Origin of the sequence: Pseudomonas sp. LG1E9, from assembly GCF_003290225.1 — a bacterium.
GTDB classification, from domain to species: Bacteria; Pseudomonadota; Gammaproteobacteria; order Pseudomonadales; family Pseudomonadaceae; genus Aquipseudomonas; species Aquipseudomonas cyclaminis.
This window is the reverse complement of record NZ_CP029983.1, coordinates 4,661,715-4,677,675: the sequence shown is the minus strand read 5'-3', so window position 1 is coordinate 4,677,675 and position 15,961 is coordinate 4,661,715. Positions and strand designations below refer to the sequence as shown.

At 56.7% G+C, this 15,961-nt stretch carries 14 protein-coding genes and 3 pseudogenes; 9 read left to right on the top strand and 8 right to left on the bottom strand.

Annotation, left to right across the window (positions count from 1 at the left end; translation table 11 throughout):
* The first annotated feature begins 20 nt into the window (after nt 1–20).
* Entirely contained in the window at nt 21–983 is a 963-nt protein-coding gene (locus DNK50_RS21280) for an arsenic resistance protein (RefSeq protein WP_112196150.1), read from the top strand.
* 38 nt (nt 984–1,021) lie between these two features.
* Here DNK50_RS21280 and DNK50_RS21275 read toward each other — a convergent pair.
* Nucleotides 1,022–2,547: pseudogene (locus DNK50_RS21275) on the bottom strand (IS66 family transposase).
* Between the two features lie 61 nt (nt 2,548–2,608).
* Nucleotides 2,609–2,899, bottom strand: a pseudogene (gene tnpB / locus DNK50_RS29255) (IS66 family insertion sequence element accessory protein TnpB).
* Nucleotides 2,900–3,006: 107 nt separating this feature from the next.
* Here tnpB and DNK50_RS21260 point away from each other — a divergent pair.
* Both DNK50_RS21260 and DNK50_RS21255 read left to right on the top strand, forming a co-directional pair.
* Complete coding sequence (locus tag DNK50_RS21260; RefSeq protein ID WP_112196148.1) at nt 3,007–3,258, top strand: helix-turn-helix domain-containing protein; 252 nt, start codon at nt 3,007–3,009, stop codon at nt 3,256–3,258.
* A 151-nt stretch (nt 3,259–3,409) separates the two neighbouring features.
* Nucleotides 3,410–4,633, top strand: coding sequence for a tyrosine-type recombinase/integrase (locus DNK50_RS21255; RefSeq protein WP_112196147.1), 1,224 nt, complete (start codon nt 3,410–3,412; stop codon nt 4,631–4,633).
* A 200-nt stretch (nt 4,634–4,833) separates the two neighbouring features.
* On the opposite strand, the gene DNK50_RS21250 is transcribed toward DNK50_RS21255, so the two are convergent.
* Genes DNK50_RS21250 through DNK50_RS21230 form a run of 5 tightly spaced genes read right to left on the bottom strand, consistent with a single transcriptional unit; the run spans nt 4,834 to nt 9,541 of the window.
* Nucleotides 4,834–6,855, bottom strand: a complete 2,022-nt coding sequence (locus tag DNK50_RS21250; RefSeq protein WP_112196146.1) for an LTA synthase family protein — start codon at nt 6,853–6,855, stop codon at nt 4,834–4,836.
* Complete coding sequence (locus DNK50_RS21245; RefSeq protein ID WP_112196145.1) at nt 6,855–7,439, bottom strand: hypothetical protein; 585 nt, start codon at nt 7,437–7,439, stop codon at nt 6,855–6,857. Before DNK50_RS21245 ends, DNK50_RS21250 begins: the two co-directional genes overlap by 1 nt.
* Nucleotides 7,439–8,707 (bottom strand): exo-alpha-sialidase, encoded by a 1,269-nt coding sequence (locus tag DNK50_RS21240; protein WP_112196144.1) that lies wholly within the window; start codon nt 8,705–8,707, stop codon nt 7,439–7,441. The genes DNK50_RS21245 and DNK50_RS21240 overlap by 1 nt, the downstream gene beginning before the upstream one ends.
* Before the next feature lie 22 nt (nt 8,708–8,729).
* Nucleotides 8,730–9,275, bottom strand: a complete 546-nt coding sequence (locus tag DNK50_RS21235) for a cytochrome b/b6 domain-containing protein (RefSeq protein WP_099602188.1) — start codon at nt 9,273–9,275, stop codon at nt 8,730–8,732.
* Nucleotides 9,275–9,541, bottom strand: coding sequence for a PepSY domain-containing protein (locus tag DNK50_RS21230; protein ID WP_032885640.1), 267 nt, complete (start codon nt 9,539–9,541; stop codon nt 9,275–9,277). The genes DNK50_RS21235 and DNK50_RS21230 overlap by 1 nt, the downstream gene beginning before the upstream one ends.
* Before the next feature lie 147 nt (nt 9,542–9,688).
* On the opposite strand from DNK50_RS21230, the gene DNK50_RS21225 reads away from it, so the two are divergent.
* The 3 genes from DNK50_RS21225 (at nt 9,689) to DNK50_RS21215 (ending at nt 12,317) form a co-directional block, all read left to right on the top strand.
* A complete protein-coding gene (locus DNK50_RS21225; RefSeq protein ID WP_112196143.1) occupies nt 9,689–10,351 on the top strand; it encodes a response regulator in 663 nt (220 codons plus the stop codon).
* Nucleotides 10,348–11,727 (top strand): sensor histidine kinase, encoded by a 1,380-nt coding sequence (locus DNK50_RS21220; protein ID WP_112196142.1) that lies wholly within the window; start codon nt 10,348–10,350, stop codon nt 11,725–11,727. Before DNK50_RS21225 ends, DNK50_RS21220 begins: the two co-directional genes overlap by 4 nt.
* 311 nt (nt 11,728–12,038) lie before the next feature.
* Nucleotides 12,039–12,317: an IclR family transcriptional regulator C-terminal domain-containing protein gene (locus tag DNK50_RS21215; protein WP_112196141.1), complete on the top strand. Its 279-nt coding sequence runs from the start codon at nt 12,039–12,041 to the stop codon at nt 12,315–12,317.
* A gap of 3 nt (nt 12,318–12,320) precedes the next feature.
* Here the strand turns inward: DNK50_RS21215 and DNK50_RS29250 are convergent.
* A pseudogene (locus DNK50_RS29250) lies at nt 12,321–13,311 on the bottom strand (hypothetical protein); the annotation flags it as partial.
* A 361-nt stretch (nt 13,312–13,672) separates the two neighbouring features.
* On the opposite strand from DNK50_RS29250, the gene DNK50_RS21205 reads away from it, so the two are divergent.
* From DNK50_RS21205 to DNK50_RS21195, 3 genes are read left to right on the top strand one after another with little or no spacing between them, the layout of a single operon-like run.
* Nucleotides 13,673–14,455 carry a transporter substrate-binding domain-containing protein gene (locus DNK50_RS21205; protein WP_112196140.1) on the top strand — a complete coding sequence of 261 codons (783 nt, stop codon included), beginning with the start codon at nt 13,673–13,675 and terminating at the stop codon, nt 14,453–14,455.
* Nucleotides 14,456–14,510: 55 nt separating this feature from the next.
* On the top strand, nt 14,511–15,239 hold the full coding sequence (locus tag DNK50_RS21200; protein WP_112196139.1) for an ABC transporter permease: 729 nt from the start codon (nt 14,511–14,513) through the stop codon (nt 15,237–15,239).
* Nucleotides 15,236–15,946, top strand: a complete 711-nt coding sequence (locus tag DNK50_RS21195) for an ABC transporter permease (RefSeq protein ID WP_112196138.1) — start codon at nt 15,236–15,238, stop codon at nt 15,944–15,946. Before DNK50_RS21200 ends, DNK50_RS21195 begins: the two co-directional genes overlap by 4 nt.
* Nucleotides 15,947–15,961: the final 15 nt, after the last annotated feature.

Below are 15,961 nucleotides of genomic sequence, written 5' to 3'. Positions count from 1 at the left end.
ACGCGTTTTAAGGGCATTCCGTGGACAGAGAACAGCTAGAGAAGAACCAGATTCCCGTTTACTTCGTCGCGGTCATTGTCGCGGCTATCGGAGGCCTGCTCGCACCTGATGCCTCTCAAGCGTTAGGTGCGTTGGTGACACCAGCCATCGCTGTGCTGATGTACGCCATGTTTCTACAGATCCCATTCCTGGATCTTCGCAAAGGGCTTGCAAACAAGCGTTTCATGACCGCGCTGCTGACCGCCAATTTCGTCGCCATCCCCCTGTTGGTTTGGGCGTTGACGATGGGCCTAGCCGACCACCCGGCGATATTGGTGGGCGCACTATTGGTCTTGCTGACGCCTTGTATCGATTATGTTGTTGTGTTTACCCATATCGGTAAGGGCGACTCCAAACTGACTCTGGCGGCAACACCATTACTACTCGTGCTTCAGCTTGTGCTACTACCCTTCTATCTAGCCTTCATGGTGAGTAATGACTCGGCGGTGGTTATATCGGTCGGCCCATTTGTTGAGGCCTTCGTAGTGCTGATCGCTTTACCCTTGGTCTTGGCAGTAGCAACAGCTGCCGGGGCAAAGGGGTCACGCGTCGTTGAGGGCTGGAACAATGTATGGGCTTGGATGCCTGTGCCAGCTATGGCGGCTGTATTGGTCGTAGTGATCGGCTCTCAGATTTCAACGGTGGTCAGAGACATGGACAAACTGCTGCCTGTTATTCCCGTCTACATTGGTTTCATGCTCTTGGCACCCGTGGTGGGTGCGCTGGTGGCTCGGGCGTTTAAGTTACCGGCTAGCACGGCAAGATCAGTCGCTTTCAGCAGCTCGACACGAAACTCATTGGTAGTTCTACCATTGGCATTGGCCTTGCCCGAGGAAATCAGAGGGCTCGCTGCGGCAGCAGTCATTACTCAAACTCTGATTGAGTTGGTCAGCGAACTAATTTACATCCGAGCAATTCCTGCTTTGGTGTGGCGCAAAATGTAGATGCCAGGGAAGACATAGGCACAAAACACCCTGCGCGATTAAACAGGTGCCCACCTGTGCGGCAGCAGCTTATTAAGCTCACTCGCGCGCTGCGTCGGCAGGCGCGTGAGAACATCCTTTAGATAGGTGTACGGATCATGGCCATTCAGCCGCGCTGACTGGATCAAGCTCATGATCGCCGCAGCCCGTTTTCCGCTGCGTAGCGACCCGGCGAAGAGCCAGTTCTTGCGCCCAAGAGCCCATGGCCGCATCTGGTTCTCCGCCCAATTATTAGCAATGGGAACCGCCCCGTCATCGAGGTAGCTCGACAGCGCTGCCCAGCGTTTAAGGCTGTAATCGAGTGCTCTGCTGATAGCCGAACCTTCGGGCACAAGATCACGCTGCGCATTCATCCAAGCATGCAGCCTATCCATCACCGGTACGGCTTTTTCTTGCCGTATTCGACGGCGTAAATCCGGCTCCAGGTCTCTAACTTCTCTTTCGATTTCGTACAACAACTGGATATAGCGCAGGGCTTGCTCGGCGAGCGTGCTTTTATTCGTAGCGTGCAGTTCAAAGAACTTACGCCGTGCATGGGCCATGCAGCCGATCTCGGTCACGCCGAGTTCAAAGCTAGCCTTGTAGCCGCCAAAATCGTCGCAGACCAACTTGCCATTCCAGTCCTGAAGGAAGTTGCGAGCATGCTCTCCGGCGCGACTGGGGCTGAGGTCATAAACCACCGCTGCCACATCCGAGAACTGGCTGGTAGCGTAGGCCCACACTTAGGAGCGGTGGGTTTTCTTTGTTCCCGGCATGAGCATCTGCACCGGTGTTTCATCTGCGTGGATGATTTGTTGCCCAAGCACTACTTCGCGCAGCGCATCGACCAGCGGCTGCAACTGAACTCCGGTCACGCCAACCCATTGAGCCAAGGTTAAACGTGGAATCGCCAGGCCCGCTCGACCGAAGATCGATTCCTGACGGTAAAGCGGCAGATGGTCAGCAAACTTGGCGATCATGACGTGTGCGAGCAGGCCCGAAGTCGGGATGCCCTTATCAATGACCTGCGCCGGAACCGGTGCCTGGGTCAGCGTTTCGCAGTTATCGCAGACCCACTTGCCACGCACATGGCGTTCGACGGTGAACACGCCGGGCGTGTAGTCCAGCTTCTCGCTGACGTCCTCACCGATGCGCTTGAGGGCGCAACCGCATGGCAGTGAGTGTTGCCCGGTTCGTAATGGATCAACGTTCGCGGAAATTCTGCCGGCAATGCCGTGCGCTTGGGCTTTTGCTTTTCCTCGGTCGCATCTGGTGCTATCTGCAACGCCTGAAGCTCGGCCTCAATCGCCGCGATATCAGTATCGATCAGGTCATCTAGCAGGCTGGCCTGTTCAGGAATCATCTGCTCGCTGCGCTTGGCAAACTTCAAATGCTTGAGCTGGACGATCTCATGGGTCAGTTTCTTAATGACTGTTTGATCACGATTGATTTTCTTGCCCATAGTGTCGACTTGCGAGAGCAACTGCGCTGCGAGGACGCGCAGTTGATTGGGCGACAGTTGGTCGAGATTGGGCGAAGAAGTCATGCGTCGGGCTTTGCCAGAGCAGGCGTTTCGCGACGATAGACCGATAGGCTAATGGCAGCCGTTAAAGCAGTGTGATCGAGCCTTCAGAATCTGCGCGTTGCCATGGCAGCCCCAGCACCAACGCTTGAAGTTGCGCGGCATCCAGTTCCATCTCAGAACCATGGCGGATGCTAGGCCAGTGGAACTTGCCTTGGTTTAACCGGCGCGCCGCCAGCCATATTCAGAAGCCGTCATGCACCAGCACTTTCATGCGATTGGCGCGGCGGTTCGCGAACAGATAAGCGCAGTGCGGCTGCGCCGCACCGAACACCGCGATCACCTTGGCTAGCGCCGTTTCGGTGCCTGCGCGCATGTCCATCGGTTCGGTGGCCAGCCAGATGGAGTCGATGTGAATCATCGCAGAATATCTCGAAGAAAAGTCGCGCAGGCGTCGGGATTTTGGGAAGAAGCGCTGGCGGTATGAGTTTGGGCGAAATAGCCCAGGCTGTAGATTTGCCTCGCTCAACGGTGCAACGCATCGTAGGCGCGCTCGAAGAGCAGGGAATGATTCGTACTGAAGGCGCTGGAGGAATCAGCCTTGGCGTGGGTTTGTTGAGGCTTGTTGCGAACGCCCATGTCGACCGCATGACCGTCGTCCGCCCTTGGCTGCATAAGCTGAGCGAGAAGGTTCAAGAGACGGTTGTCTGTGTACCACCAAGTACCGATCCATAGATGTCTACAGCAGTCTATGAATCACCTCAAGAAGCCCGCCTCGTGCGGGCTTTTTTGTATCTGGACTTCCAAGCTGATCCACCTACATCCTTCACATCCTGTATGCCTCCATGTATGCTTCAATAAAAAATTGAACTGGAGGCATACACGAATGAGGCGCAGCGATATTAAACGCCGTCCTCTCTCCGATACCGCACTAGTCAATCTTGCTCCTGAAGCGGGGGCCTATCGCGAGCTAGACAGCTCGGGGTTGTATTTCAGAGTAAAGCCTAACGGGCAGAAATCGTGGGAGTTGCGCTATAAGAAGCCCGACGGCAAATGGTCGTGGCTTGGGCTTGGGGGGTACCCACAAGTCAGCGGCGCCCTTGCCCGGGAAAAGGCTGCCGAATTGAGATCGGATGCAGCAGAAGGCAAAAATCCAATAGCCGCCAAGAAAGCTAGAAAAGCTGCAGAAGTAGCAGCAACAAACGAAACCTTTGAAGCGTTGGCTCGTGAATGGCATACGTCTTGGCTGGGTGGCTGGGATGTCGGCACAGCTAAGAGAGTCCTTGGAGCCTTGGAACGCCACGTGTTCCCCATTGTCGGAAAACGTCCGTATGCCTCCATCATGTCGATGGAATGGATGGAGCTTTTGAGAGGGCTCGAACGTCAGGAAATCCTGGAGCAGATGAGTCGCGTAAGGGCTTACTGCAAAGACATCTACGACCTGGCTCGCATAACCGGCAGGGCGATGAACAATCCCTTAGAGGGTGTTCATAAGTTTCTATCATCGGGAAAGGCCGAGAACTACGCGCATGTTTCTCTGGAGGAACTTCCCGCACTGCTCAGAGCAATACGATCATACCCTCACGCCAAAGATGTTCAGCTTGGCCTCCAACTGCTTACTCTCATGGCTGTCCGCCCCAGCGAGCTTCGAGAGGCATACTGGGCTGAGTTCGACTTTGACAAACGACTTTGGACTGTCCCCATTGAACGCAAAGGCCGTAAAAAAGGGCGTGAACACCTTGTACCACTCTGCAAGCAGGCACTAAGCGCTCTTACTGAACTACGGAAAATCACGGGAGCGTACCCATTGCTATTCCCTGGTCGAAGCGATCGAACCAAGCCTCGCAGCGATACCGTTTTTCTGATGGCGCTAAGGCGCCTTGGTTACGAAGGACGACAGACCGGGCATGGCTTCCGTCATATTGCAAGCACCGTACTCAACGAGCACGGTTTCCCAGCGGACCACATTGAAGCCCAGCTCAGTCACAAGCCGCCAGGTGTCCGAGGGATCTATAACAAGGCTCAGTATCTGGAGCAACGTACGACGATGATGCAGTGGTACGCCGATCATCTCGACGGACTTGAAACAGGAAATATTAGAGCCGTATAAATCTACGGTCTCTTAGCTTCTTGCCCAATGAAGAGCGTCCGCAGCGCGTCCTGATAGGTTTAGCTTGAAGTCCGCCATTTAGGTTGCGGGATGCCACAGCTTGTTGAGCACTTAACCGAACGTTGATAAGCGAACGTCGTCAACATTCAAGAGCAAATTTCGCCTACAGGTGTAAACATTCATTTAGCGTGAGAACCGGATCATTGTTGAACATTGCGATAGAGCATCAGTCGAGCAGTTTCATGTAGCCCCTGGGTCAACCCACTCAAGCGACGAAACACCTCAGGATGTTGCGCGGCCACATCCTCTCGCGGCGTCTTTGAGACCAGGTCATGCAGAGTCGGTGAGCTGCCGTCGTGTTGCATCTGCAACAGGAAGTGTTGGGTTACGCCGCCGATGATCGGGAACGTCCCCTCACGCAAGACCAGAGGCACTACGCGTTCGCCTTCCGGAGCAGGCTGCTGGATATCCCGGCCCATGGCGCCATTCGTGAACGGCACACCTGCCATACCCGCAACGGTCGGCAACAGATCCGCCAGGCCCACTGCCTGTTCGATCACCCTAGGTGCCAGGCCCGGCGCGTGGATCAACAACGGCACGTTGTTGCTTTCCAGCCCCAGCTGTTCAAAGGCAGGCGCCATGTGCGGGATCTGGCTGATGCGCGTGTTGTGGTCGCCGAAGAACACAAAAATGCTGTTGTCGTAGTAACCACCGGCCTTGGCGATTTCCATCAAACGGCCGATGTTGTAGTCGAGCAGGCGCACTGCGTTGTATTGCTCGACACTGCGCGAACCGGCTGCCTGGACTTGCTCCAGGGTCACGTTCGCCACCTGGAAACCGTCGTTGTCTTTGGGAATCGTGAAGGGTCGATGGTTGCCGGAGGTTTGCAGGTAGGCGAAGAACGGCTGGTCCTTGGGCATCCTGCTCAACAGTTCGTCACCTTCCTTGAACAGGTCCAAGTCTGAAATGCCCCACACATCCACCCGTGGCGATTGCCAGTCGCTTTCTTCAAACAGCTGCACGTCGTCGATGCTCTGGCGGATCAGCGCGTTGATGTTCGCCCAGCCGGCGTTGCCGCCGATCATGTAGAACTTCTGATAGCCTTCGAATGCGTTGATCAGCGTGTGTTGCCGGGTGATCAGCGGATTGCGCGTGGCAGTCTCCTGGCGGGTGACGTCGGGCACGCCGGTGATGCTGGCCCAGACAGTCTTGGCGGTGCCGGTGACCGGTACGTAGAAGTGCTTGAAGAACCAGCTTTGGCTGGCCAGTTTATCCAGGTTCGGCGTGGGATTGAGCGGGTTGCCGTAGGCCCCGACGGCGCTCGTGCCAAGGGATTCGAGCATCACGAAGATCACGTTCAGCGGGCGCTCGCCTGCCAGGCGATAGGGCTGCACACCCTGGTGGCGGGTGAAATTCAGTTGCTGGGCGTCCGGTTGATCCACCCCCAAGTACTGGGCGACTTGCGGGTAATGCTTACGCACCTGGGCTACATCGAACTGCGATTGGCCGACCTTGAGGGTGTCGTACAAAAACAGCACCGGGTTCAGGCCCACGGCGGCCACCTGGCTGTTTCCGGAAAAGAACGCATCGCTCCAGCGTAGCGGCACCGGGTTTTCCAGGTTGAGGTTGGCCACGCGCCCCAGCAGGGCGAGCAGCACGGCGACCACGCCAACCACTGAGACTGACGTCACCGCCCATCGATTAATGGGGGTTGGCGCACGGTCTAGGGTCATGCGCTCCAGGCAGATCAACGCCCATACCCACAACCCTACTGCCGCCAGCCAGCAGGCGGTTATCCAAAGCACTGGATACGTTTCCCACACCATCTGTTGTGAAATCTGTGCGTCTTGCAGGTAGCGCAGCACCGTCGCATTGATGCGTACGCCGAGGTAGGCGTAATGGCCGAAGTCGATGATGTACACCAGGCCGATCATCGCCAGTGCGACCACCAGGTAGGCACGTGCCAGCCAGCGCAGGACTGGCAGCGTGGTGAGGTTCCAGCGCGGCAGCCATGCCAGCACGGCCAGCGGCAGCAGCAGCAACACCGCCAGGCGCAGGTCGAAACGCAGGCCGATGCCGAGGGTTTCCAGCAGCGCCGGGGTTGTCACATCAAGGCCGGAAAAACCCAGCACAAACACCAGTCGCAACGCAGCCAGCAGCACAAACACCAACCCGATCGCGCCCATGCCGTAGCGCAGGCGACGTGATTGCAACGCACTCATCAAATTTTCCATTCTTTAAAGCAGTACAGTTTGAGTTGAATTAATCCAGCGACGACGCAGTAGCTTGCCAAGAGCGGATCAACCAGATAATCCCAATAGTTCTCTGAGGCCTTGAGCCGCAATGCGAACGCCAGCGTGCCGATCACCAACATCCACACCGCCAGCGCATTGCGCAGCCACAGCATCAACAGCGCCACCACCGCGACCAGCACAATCAACGGTCGAGGGTTGAAGCCCAAGCGGTACGGGTCGAAATAGGTCAGGCCTAACGTGGCCGGGTATAGCACCAGGCTCAGCAGGCCAAACAGCAGCAACATCTGCACCTGATGTGGTCGAACCAGCGGCTGCACCACGCCCAGACGGCTCAGCGCAACCCACCCCAACAACACCAGCGTGCTGATCGCCAAATCATCGGTAAAACTGCGGACATAGGCCGCCAATGGCAACTCATTGATCGGGATAACGCTCACCACCACCAGGACTGGTAGCAACCACGGTCGCCATCGGGCGGTAAATCGAAACGTGCTTAACAGCACAAACCCCAACAGAACAAAACTCAAATGCGCCTGCCATAGCAACACCATCACAGACGCTCCGCGAGCCAGGCTTCGTTGAAGCTGACATGTTTGATAAACGTGTTATTCCATGAGTACACCAGGTGGTACATACCGTCCGGGCTGCGGCTGAAGTACGGGTACTCGTACTCGAAATCGCAGCCACGGGGTTTGCACACGCGGTAGTCGAGGCTGCGGAGAAAACGTTGCTCCAGCGGTAAACGCTGCGCGCCGCTGGAGGCGCGAAAGCCTTCGCCGATGATCTCTTTATAAGCTTCGGGGGCGAACGGTTGGCCGAGCGGGTCCGGTGATTCGTCCAGTTGCACCACAGTGCGCCACTGGCTGAGCTGGGCGTCGGTGCCATAGAGGCTGAGCTTGAAGCGGCCGTCCTGCAGGTCATTGAGCGCCACCAGCAACCCATCGTCCACCGTGCCCACCGCCGCCAGCGACGAGTTAGGGTTGGCCGGTTCCAGCGGGTACGGCTGGCTCCAGGTTTGCCCGGCGTCTTCAGTGCGGCTGGCCAGCACGCGGTGATGGGTGTCGCCGGCATAGCGCAACATCGCCACGGCGCGTTGGCCGTCCAGGGGTACGATGGTCGGTTGCAGGGAATTCTTGCCGCGGCTGATACGGAATTTGTCGATCACTGCTCCGTCTGCGCTCAGGTACAGGTACTCGGCAAACTTGCCCATGAACTCGTGGTACACCGGCAGGCCGATGGAGCCGTCGGCGTGGAACACCGGCGCGGCGCGGACCAGGGTGCTGATATTGAAGAACGGCGAGGTCACCAGTTGCCGAGGCGCCGTCCAACTGGCCCCCAGGTCATCCGACACCATCACGTTGATCGCACTGGTGGCCCAGCCGCCGACTGACACCGACACATAAAACATCCACAGGCGTTTATCCGGCGCCAGGGCAATCACCGGGTTGCCGAGCTTGCGGATATAACGCTGGATTCCGTCGCGGGTGCTTTCCCGCGTGGCCAGCACCTGTTCGGCGCCCCATTCGCCGGTACGTGCATCAAAGCGCGCGGTGCGCACCTGCACATCAGCGGCGCCTTCGCGTGAGCCGGCGAACCACACCGCCATCAAGTCGCCGCCGGGCAGGGCGGTCACGGATGAGGAGTGCACAAAGTCGGTGAGCTGGGTGGATACGAACCGGCTGCTGTACTGCGCCGGCGCCGCCACTTTTGCGGTGTTCGGGCTGGTCTGGGCAAACGGCGCCAGCACATGGGGCGGATGGCTTTGCCAGGCAGCGAAAAACACTGCCAGCAGGCTGCATATCAATAAGGCGGAGCGCATAGGGAACCTGTGGGTAAAAGGATTACTGCGCACGTTCATCCGGCAGGCGCTTCCTGCGACCGGTGAGCATGGATAACGGCAGGTTGTCCCGCACCTGGATACTTTCAAACACGGCAGCCAGCACATGCAGGCAAACCAAGCCAAGCAGCGCATTGGCGGCGGTCTCGTGGACTTGCAGCGGCCAATCGGCGCCCCAGAGGGCATCGACTTCCTGCATCAAAAAGCCACTCACGCCGACGGTGAGTAACGCCAGCAACATCAACAGCATCACCAGCGCGCCAATCGGCGAATGCCCCAAGCGGTGTTGCGGCTTACCCTTGAGCAACGAGCGCGCGTGGGCATTCAGCCTTTTTGGCGTAGGCCAAAAGTCTGCCCACCGTGCGCTGCGCGGTCCGACAAATCCCCACACCGTTCGCACCAGCAGCCAGGCCATGGCGTAATAACCCAGCCAGACATGCCAGTCGTCGCCGGCTTCGTTGAAGAAGTAATTGGCGACGAAGACCCCGGCGATGGAGGCATGGAACAGCCTCACCAGCGGGTCCCACAGGCGTAGGGATTCGCCTGGCATCAGCCTTTGATCTCAGTCTTCACGGCCTTGCCGGTGACCGGGTCGTGGTAGATCTCAACTTTGCGCTTGTCCTTGTCGAACCCGTAGATCTCATAGCAGTTGCCATCAGTGACCTTGAACTTGCTGATGGTGTAGCCCTCGGCCTTGAGCTTGTCCTGGAAGGCTTTTTCGTCTTGCCATTGCGAGCGCTCGGCGGTGGTGCATTGCGGGCCGGCGAAGGCCAGTGGGCTGGCGAGGATCAGGGACAGCAGGAGAATTTTGCGCATGGAAAAGCTCTCAGCAAATGTGGGAGATTTCACAGTGCAAAACCAACCTTAGGGCAACCTTAGTTGGCAACGAGCCGTAACATCTTTGCTGAAATAGCCCCGGCCATAACCCGGCATGATGCCGCCGATTCCTACAGAGATTTTGCTATGCGCCTACTCCTTGTCGAAGATGACCGTGCCCTCGGCCAAGGGATTCGTGTGGCCTTGGGCGCCGAGGGCTACACCCTGGATTGGCTGCAGGATGGCGTTGCAGCGCTGCATGCGTTGCGCACGGAGAGCTTCGATCTACTGCTGCTGGACCTCGGCCTGCCCCGCCTCCACGGCCTCGACCTGTTGCAGCAACTGCGCGCCGAGCAACATGATCTTCCGGTGCTGATCCTCACCGCCCGCGACGGCACCGCCGAACGCATCGCCGGATTGGACGCTGGCGCCGACGACTACTTGGTCAAACCCTTCGACGTCGAAGAGCTCAAGGCACGCGTGCGCGCGCTGTTGCGCCGCAGCCAGGGCCGCGCGCAACCGATGCTCGAACACGCTGGCGTCAACCTCGACCCCGCTACCCAGCAGGTGCGTTACCTGGATGAGGACATCATCGTCACCCCCATGGAATACCAACTGCTGCACCAACTGATGGTGCGCCCCGGCAAAGTGGTGACCCGCGAGCGCTTGTCGCGCGCGTTGTACGGCTGGCAGGACCGCGTCGAAAGCAACACCTTGGAAGTGTTGATCCACAACCTGCGTAAAAAGTTATCCACCGAGCTCATACGCACCGTGCGCGGCGTTGGCTATGTGCTGGTACTCAAGCCATGACCTCCGTGCGTGCGCGCATCCTCGTGCCGGTGCTGGTGTTGATCCTGCTCGGCGATGCCCTGATCAGTTGGCTGGTGCTGCGCGACAGTCACCACGAAATCGAAGAAGTCTACGACGCCCAACTCGCCCAAAGCGCGCGCCTGCTGCAAGGCGTACTGCGCCAGCGCGACCCCGGCGAAGCGGATTGGGACCGCTTGTACCAGGCGTTTGATCAGGCCATGAGCCGCGTGGGCGAAGAGGGCGTGGCTCATCCCTATGAAACTCGCCTGACCTTCCAGGTGTGGCGCAGCGACGGCCAGCTACTTGTACGCTCAGCCGAAGCGCCGGTGCTGGCAGCACCGCCCGCGACCCTTGGTTCCCACGACATCATGGACAACGGCAACGACTGGTGTGCCTTCCTCCTCGCCGACCCGCAACAGGGCCTGTTGATTTGGGTGGGCGAGCGCGACGACATCCGCCAAGACGTGATCCAACGCATCATGCGTCACACCCTCTGGCCGACCCTCATCGGCGTGCCGCTGCTGACGGTGTTGATCTGGCTGCTAATCGGTTGGGGTCTCAAACCTCTGCGCGCCATGGCACTGTCGATTCGTGGACGCAATTCCGACACCTTGCAACCGCTGCACCTCAAACCGCTGCCCTCCGACCTGGAACCCATGCAAACCGCGCTCAACCGGCTGTTGGTGCAGGTGGACGAGTTGTTGGAACGCGAACGCCGGTTCATCGCCGACGCCGCCCACGAACTGCGCACACCCCTGGCGATCCTGCGTATCCATGCGCAAAACGCCCAAAGCGCGGAGACAGTGGAGCAACGACGCGAGGCGTTGGAGTTTCTGGTAAGCGGTGTCGACCGCGCCACCCGCATCGGCAGCCAGTTGCTGACCATGGCGCGTATCGAACCGCAACTTAATAACTCTGTGCGCAGCCGCGTGCAACTTACCGAATTGGTACGGGAAGAATTGGCCGAATTGACGCCACTGGCGATGGAAAAAGGGGTGGAACTGGTGTTGGAAGGGGACGAAGAGTGCTGGGTAGAAACCGAGCCGGTAGCGTTAGCTATTGCACTACAGAACTTGGTGACCAATGCCCTCAATTTTTCTTCCTCAGGGAAAGAGGTAACTGTAAAGGTGCTTAAGGGCGAGAGGGGCATGGCCTGCTTGAGGGTTGAAGACGCTGGACCGGGAATAGAGGAAGGGGAAATGGCAAGATTGTTTGAGCGATTTTATAGCCGAGGCAATGCCAATGGCGCGGGCTTAGGGCTAGCCATCGTACAGATGGTAACTCGTAAAATTGGCGGTACCTTGCACATCCATAATCTAGCAAGCGGTGGCGTATGTGCAGAACTCAGTTTAAACCAGACCAGTAGCACCCTATAACTCCCTCACAAATCCGAGCAACACATCTGTCATAACGAAAACCTAAGGTCCGAACGTCAGAATCTGTATGCCCACCTGTATGCCAAACAAAAAATCAGCCAAAAATACTCAATAAATAGAATAGCTTGTTCTACCAGTTCAAATGTCTGTTTTCTAGACCCGCCGGCATCCAACTGATCGTTGAGGATCGTTTTGTTGCTGGTCGTGAGTTGCAGGTGATGCCACGTCTTGGCCAACTGGACACGCCGCTCTCTGGCACATCTGCTGGACGGGCTATTCTGGCTTAAGACCAAGATGAGGATGTAAGGGCGTTGTTTGCGGCTGAAAGCGCTACCAAGGAGAACACGACGGTATCCCTGGCTCTGTTGAATCAGCTCGACGATATTCGCAAAGCCGGGGTTTCAAGCGATCATGGTGAACTCATCGAGGGCATCACTACAACGGCCGCCGCTCTGGATACGGTGTTAGGCCGTTTCGCGATCTCAATGCCCATTCCTACATTGCGTTTCGAAAAGAATCGCGATGCGTACATTGAGGAGCTATTGGTTTGCAAGGCCGGACTGCTCAAAGAAATCGGTATAGACGGCTAACGCTCAAGCCAGTAGTTCTGAGAGTTCGCTTTGTTGACTCTGACGCGATGGAAGCTTGGTACGTTGCCTAACGGTAGCGAGCAGTGCTTGCAGCGGATGTAAAACGGTCACTCCGTCCTGTCGTTTCACCTAATTACGGCGAGAATATCCGTCGGCCAATAACCGGCCAGAAGTATTGAATTTTGCCACGAGCGGTGCCCAGGACTGTTTGTAGATCACCACAGAGATGCTGGTTTTTTTGTCTCATGTCGATAGGTGCCGGACATGCCGCAGCATCCGCTGGCTTGAACGCTCAGTTTAAGCCCCATTCGCTCAAAGACTTTTTGCCAAAGCCCAATGTTGCTCGGCTCGTTTGTTTTTTCAGTGCAGTGGGGAAGGAAGTAGTACGGAGCAGCATCTTCGACGCGTTGAGCCTGTGGAAGTACACCTGCAAGCCACTCCTGAGGCAGCAGAACGGAGGGGGCCTTGTCGCTGCCCAGCGTCTTCGCATATCCCTGTCTATGCACCAGTGTCATCGCGGAATCAAGCCCCACCAACGGTATCCCGTATTTCTGAAGGTGGCGCAACGCTTCACCGTTGAAATGCGCGGCTTTTTCAAAGGCTTTGATGAAGCCTTGCACCTGAAGCGGTTTCCCGTTGGGCCCGAGCGGGGCGATGTAGACCTGGTAGCCAAGCCTTGAAATTAGTTCGATCCAGTCCGAAAGCACGGGGGGGCGAAGTAACGGGTAAAGGCATCCTGGATGTTGATTACGCCTCTAGCACGCTACTGCGTATCCAATGTCGACAGAAGCTCAGGCGTGGCGATCTGAACTTTCCAACGACGGCATATGGCGTCGAAGTCCGTGGTGCTGAGCAATGGGCTGTCGAGCATTCCGCCAACATATTCAAGCATGAATCGTTGTCTCGCTGATGCAGATGGGAGCCGCTCACCTATCTCGATATCGCAGTAATTAGCGCCGATTAAGGCCTCTTTATCATCATATCGAAGGTGGAAGGATACTGAATGACCTCGTACAACTGGCGCCGGCCATCTCTCCAAAAGCGGCACGCGACGATCGGCGCAATTAATGAGGTTGACAGTCTTCGTCTACTTCAGAGAAAAATCTTCCAATGTTCCTATTGTTGGCACCTCAAGCACATTTTAAAAACTCGAGAAGCAATCGAACGGATCAACGGACGATCAATTGACTATGCCTGTCTGTACAAGTATGTATTAACGAGTTAAAGTCGACCAGGCGTCTCAACACGGTTATCCGCAAATTGGGGTCTGTGTGTGCTCTGCGTAACGCCACGCGCGCTCCATAACTGTACTCGTGCGCTCCAAGCGCTTCTGTTGGTTATTAGGAATAAAAACAATGAAAAAATCTATTTTGACCCTTTCAGTATTGGCTCTGTGTGCGGCTGCTGGCTCTGTCGTGGCCAAGGAGTACAAGGAGTTGCGTTTTGGAGTCGACCCATCTTATGCACCCTTCGAATCAAAGGCGGCCGACGGCAGCCTTGTGGGCTTTGATATTGATCTGGGTAACGCGATTTGCGCTGAACTGAAGGTCAAGTGCAGATGGGTTGAAAGCGATTTCGACGGCATGATTCCCGGCCTCAGGGCCAACAAATTCGACGGCGTGATTTCTGCAATGACCGTGACGTCTTCGCGGGAAAAAGTCATCGATTTCTCGAACGAATTGTTTTCCGTGCCTACTTCCTTCGTCTTTAAGAAGGGTTCTGGCCTGAGCGAAGACATCACGACGCTGGCTGGAAAAACCGTGGGCTATGAACAAGGCACCACCGAGGAAGCCTATGCCAAGGCGGTACTGAACAAGGCCGGGGTAAAAACCCAGGCCTACGCCAATCAGGATCAAGTTTACGCTGACCTGGTCACAGGTCGCCTAGATGCCTCGATTCAGAACATGCTGCAAGCTGAAATGGGTTTCCTGAAGTCCCCGCAAGGCGCTGACTTTGAAGTGAGCGAGCCAGTCCATCACGAACTGCTGCCAGCAAAAACGGCGATCGGTCTGCTCAAAGGCAATGCCGAACTTAAAGCCCTAGTGAACAAAGGTATACAGGCGCTTCACGACGATGGCACTTACGTGGACATCCAAAAGAAACACTTCGGTGATCAGAATATTTACAGCGGTAAATAACGACGCTGCGCCCATTCACGGATGGGCGTTTTCCTGATTGACGAAGGGCTTCCCCATGTTAGAAAACCTATTGCAGATGCTGGGGCTGTCGGGCTTCAGTCTCAAGGGCTTTGGCCCACTGTTGCTGCAAGGGACCTGGATGACGATCAAGTTATCTTTCCTTTGCTTGCTGCTAAGCGTGGTCTTGGGCCTGGTCGGCGCCAGTGCCAAGCTTTCAAGGTCGGCGCTGTTGCGCGTCCCCGCACAGGCGTACACCACGCTGATTCGTGGAGTGCCGGATCTGGTTCTGATGCTGCTGATCTTCTACAGCTTGCAGACCTGGCTCACCCAGCTGACCTCAGCCTTAGGGTGGGATTACATCGAGATCAATCCATTCAGTGCCGGCGTGATCACCTTGGGCTTTATCTATGGTGCGTATTTCACTGAGACTTTCAGAGGCGCCATCCTCGCCGTGCCGCGTGGCCAGATGGAAGCGGCCACTGCTTACGGCCTTACCCGCGCGCAGCGTTTCCGCCTCGTACTGTTCCCGCAGATGATGCGTTTTGCCTTACCGGGTATCGGCAATAACTGGATGGTCATCCTCAAGGCTACCGCGTTGGTCTCGATTATTGGGCTGGCCGACCTAGTGAAAGTGGCTCAAGACGCCGGCAAGACCACCTATCAACTGTTCTTTTTCCTAGTGCTGGCAGCCTTGATCTATCTGGTCATCACCACTGCATCGAACTACGTCTTGCGCCGGTTGGAAATCCTCTATGCCGCAGGCACACGGGAGGCCGTGCGATGATGGAACTTCTGCAGGAATACTGGAAGCCTTTCCTCTACAGCGATGGCTATCACATCACCGGGTTGGCGATGACCCTATGGCTGTTAAGTGCTTCGCTTTTCCTGGGCTTTTTGATGGCGCTCCCGCTGTCGATTGCCAGGGTCTCCAGCAATATATGGGTGCGCTGGCCAGTGCAGTTCTACACTTATCTGTTTCGCGGTACGCCGCTGTATATACAGCTGCTGATCTGCTACACAGGTATCTACAGCCTTGCAGCGGTGCGTTCGCAACCCATGCTCGATGCATTCTTCCGGGATGCAATCAACTGCACCATTCTTGCCTTCGCTTTGAGCACTTGCGCCTACACCACGGAAATTTTCGCCGGGGCGATCCGTAACATGAATCACGGCGAGGTCGAAGCGGCTAAGGCATTCGGACTGCGCGGCTGGAAGTTGTATGCCTACATCATCATGCCGTCTGCGCTGCGCCGATCGCTGCCGAACTACAGCAACGAAGTCATACTGATGCTGCACTCGACCACAGTCGCGTTCACTGCGACTGTGCCGGACATTCTCAAGGTCGCCCGGGATGCCAATTCGGCAACGTTCCTGACATTCCAGTCGTTCGGTATCGCCGCCGCGATTTACCTCGCAGTCACTTTCTCTCTGGTTGGCCTGTTCCGTCTGGCTGAACGCCGCTGGCTGTCTTTCCTCGGCCCGGCTCATTAATTCAGGGTGTTTGAA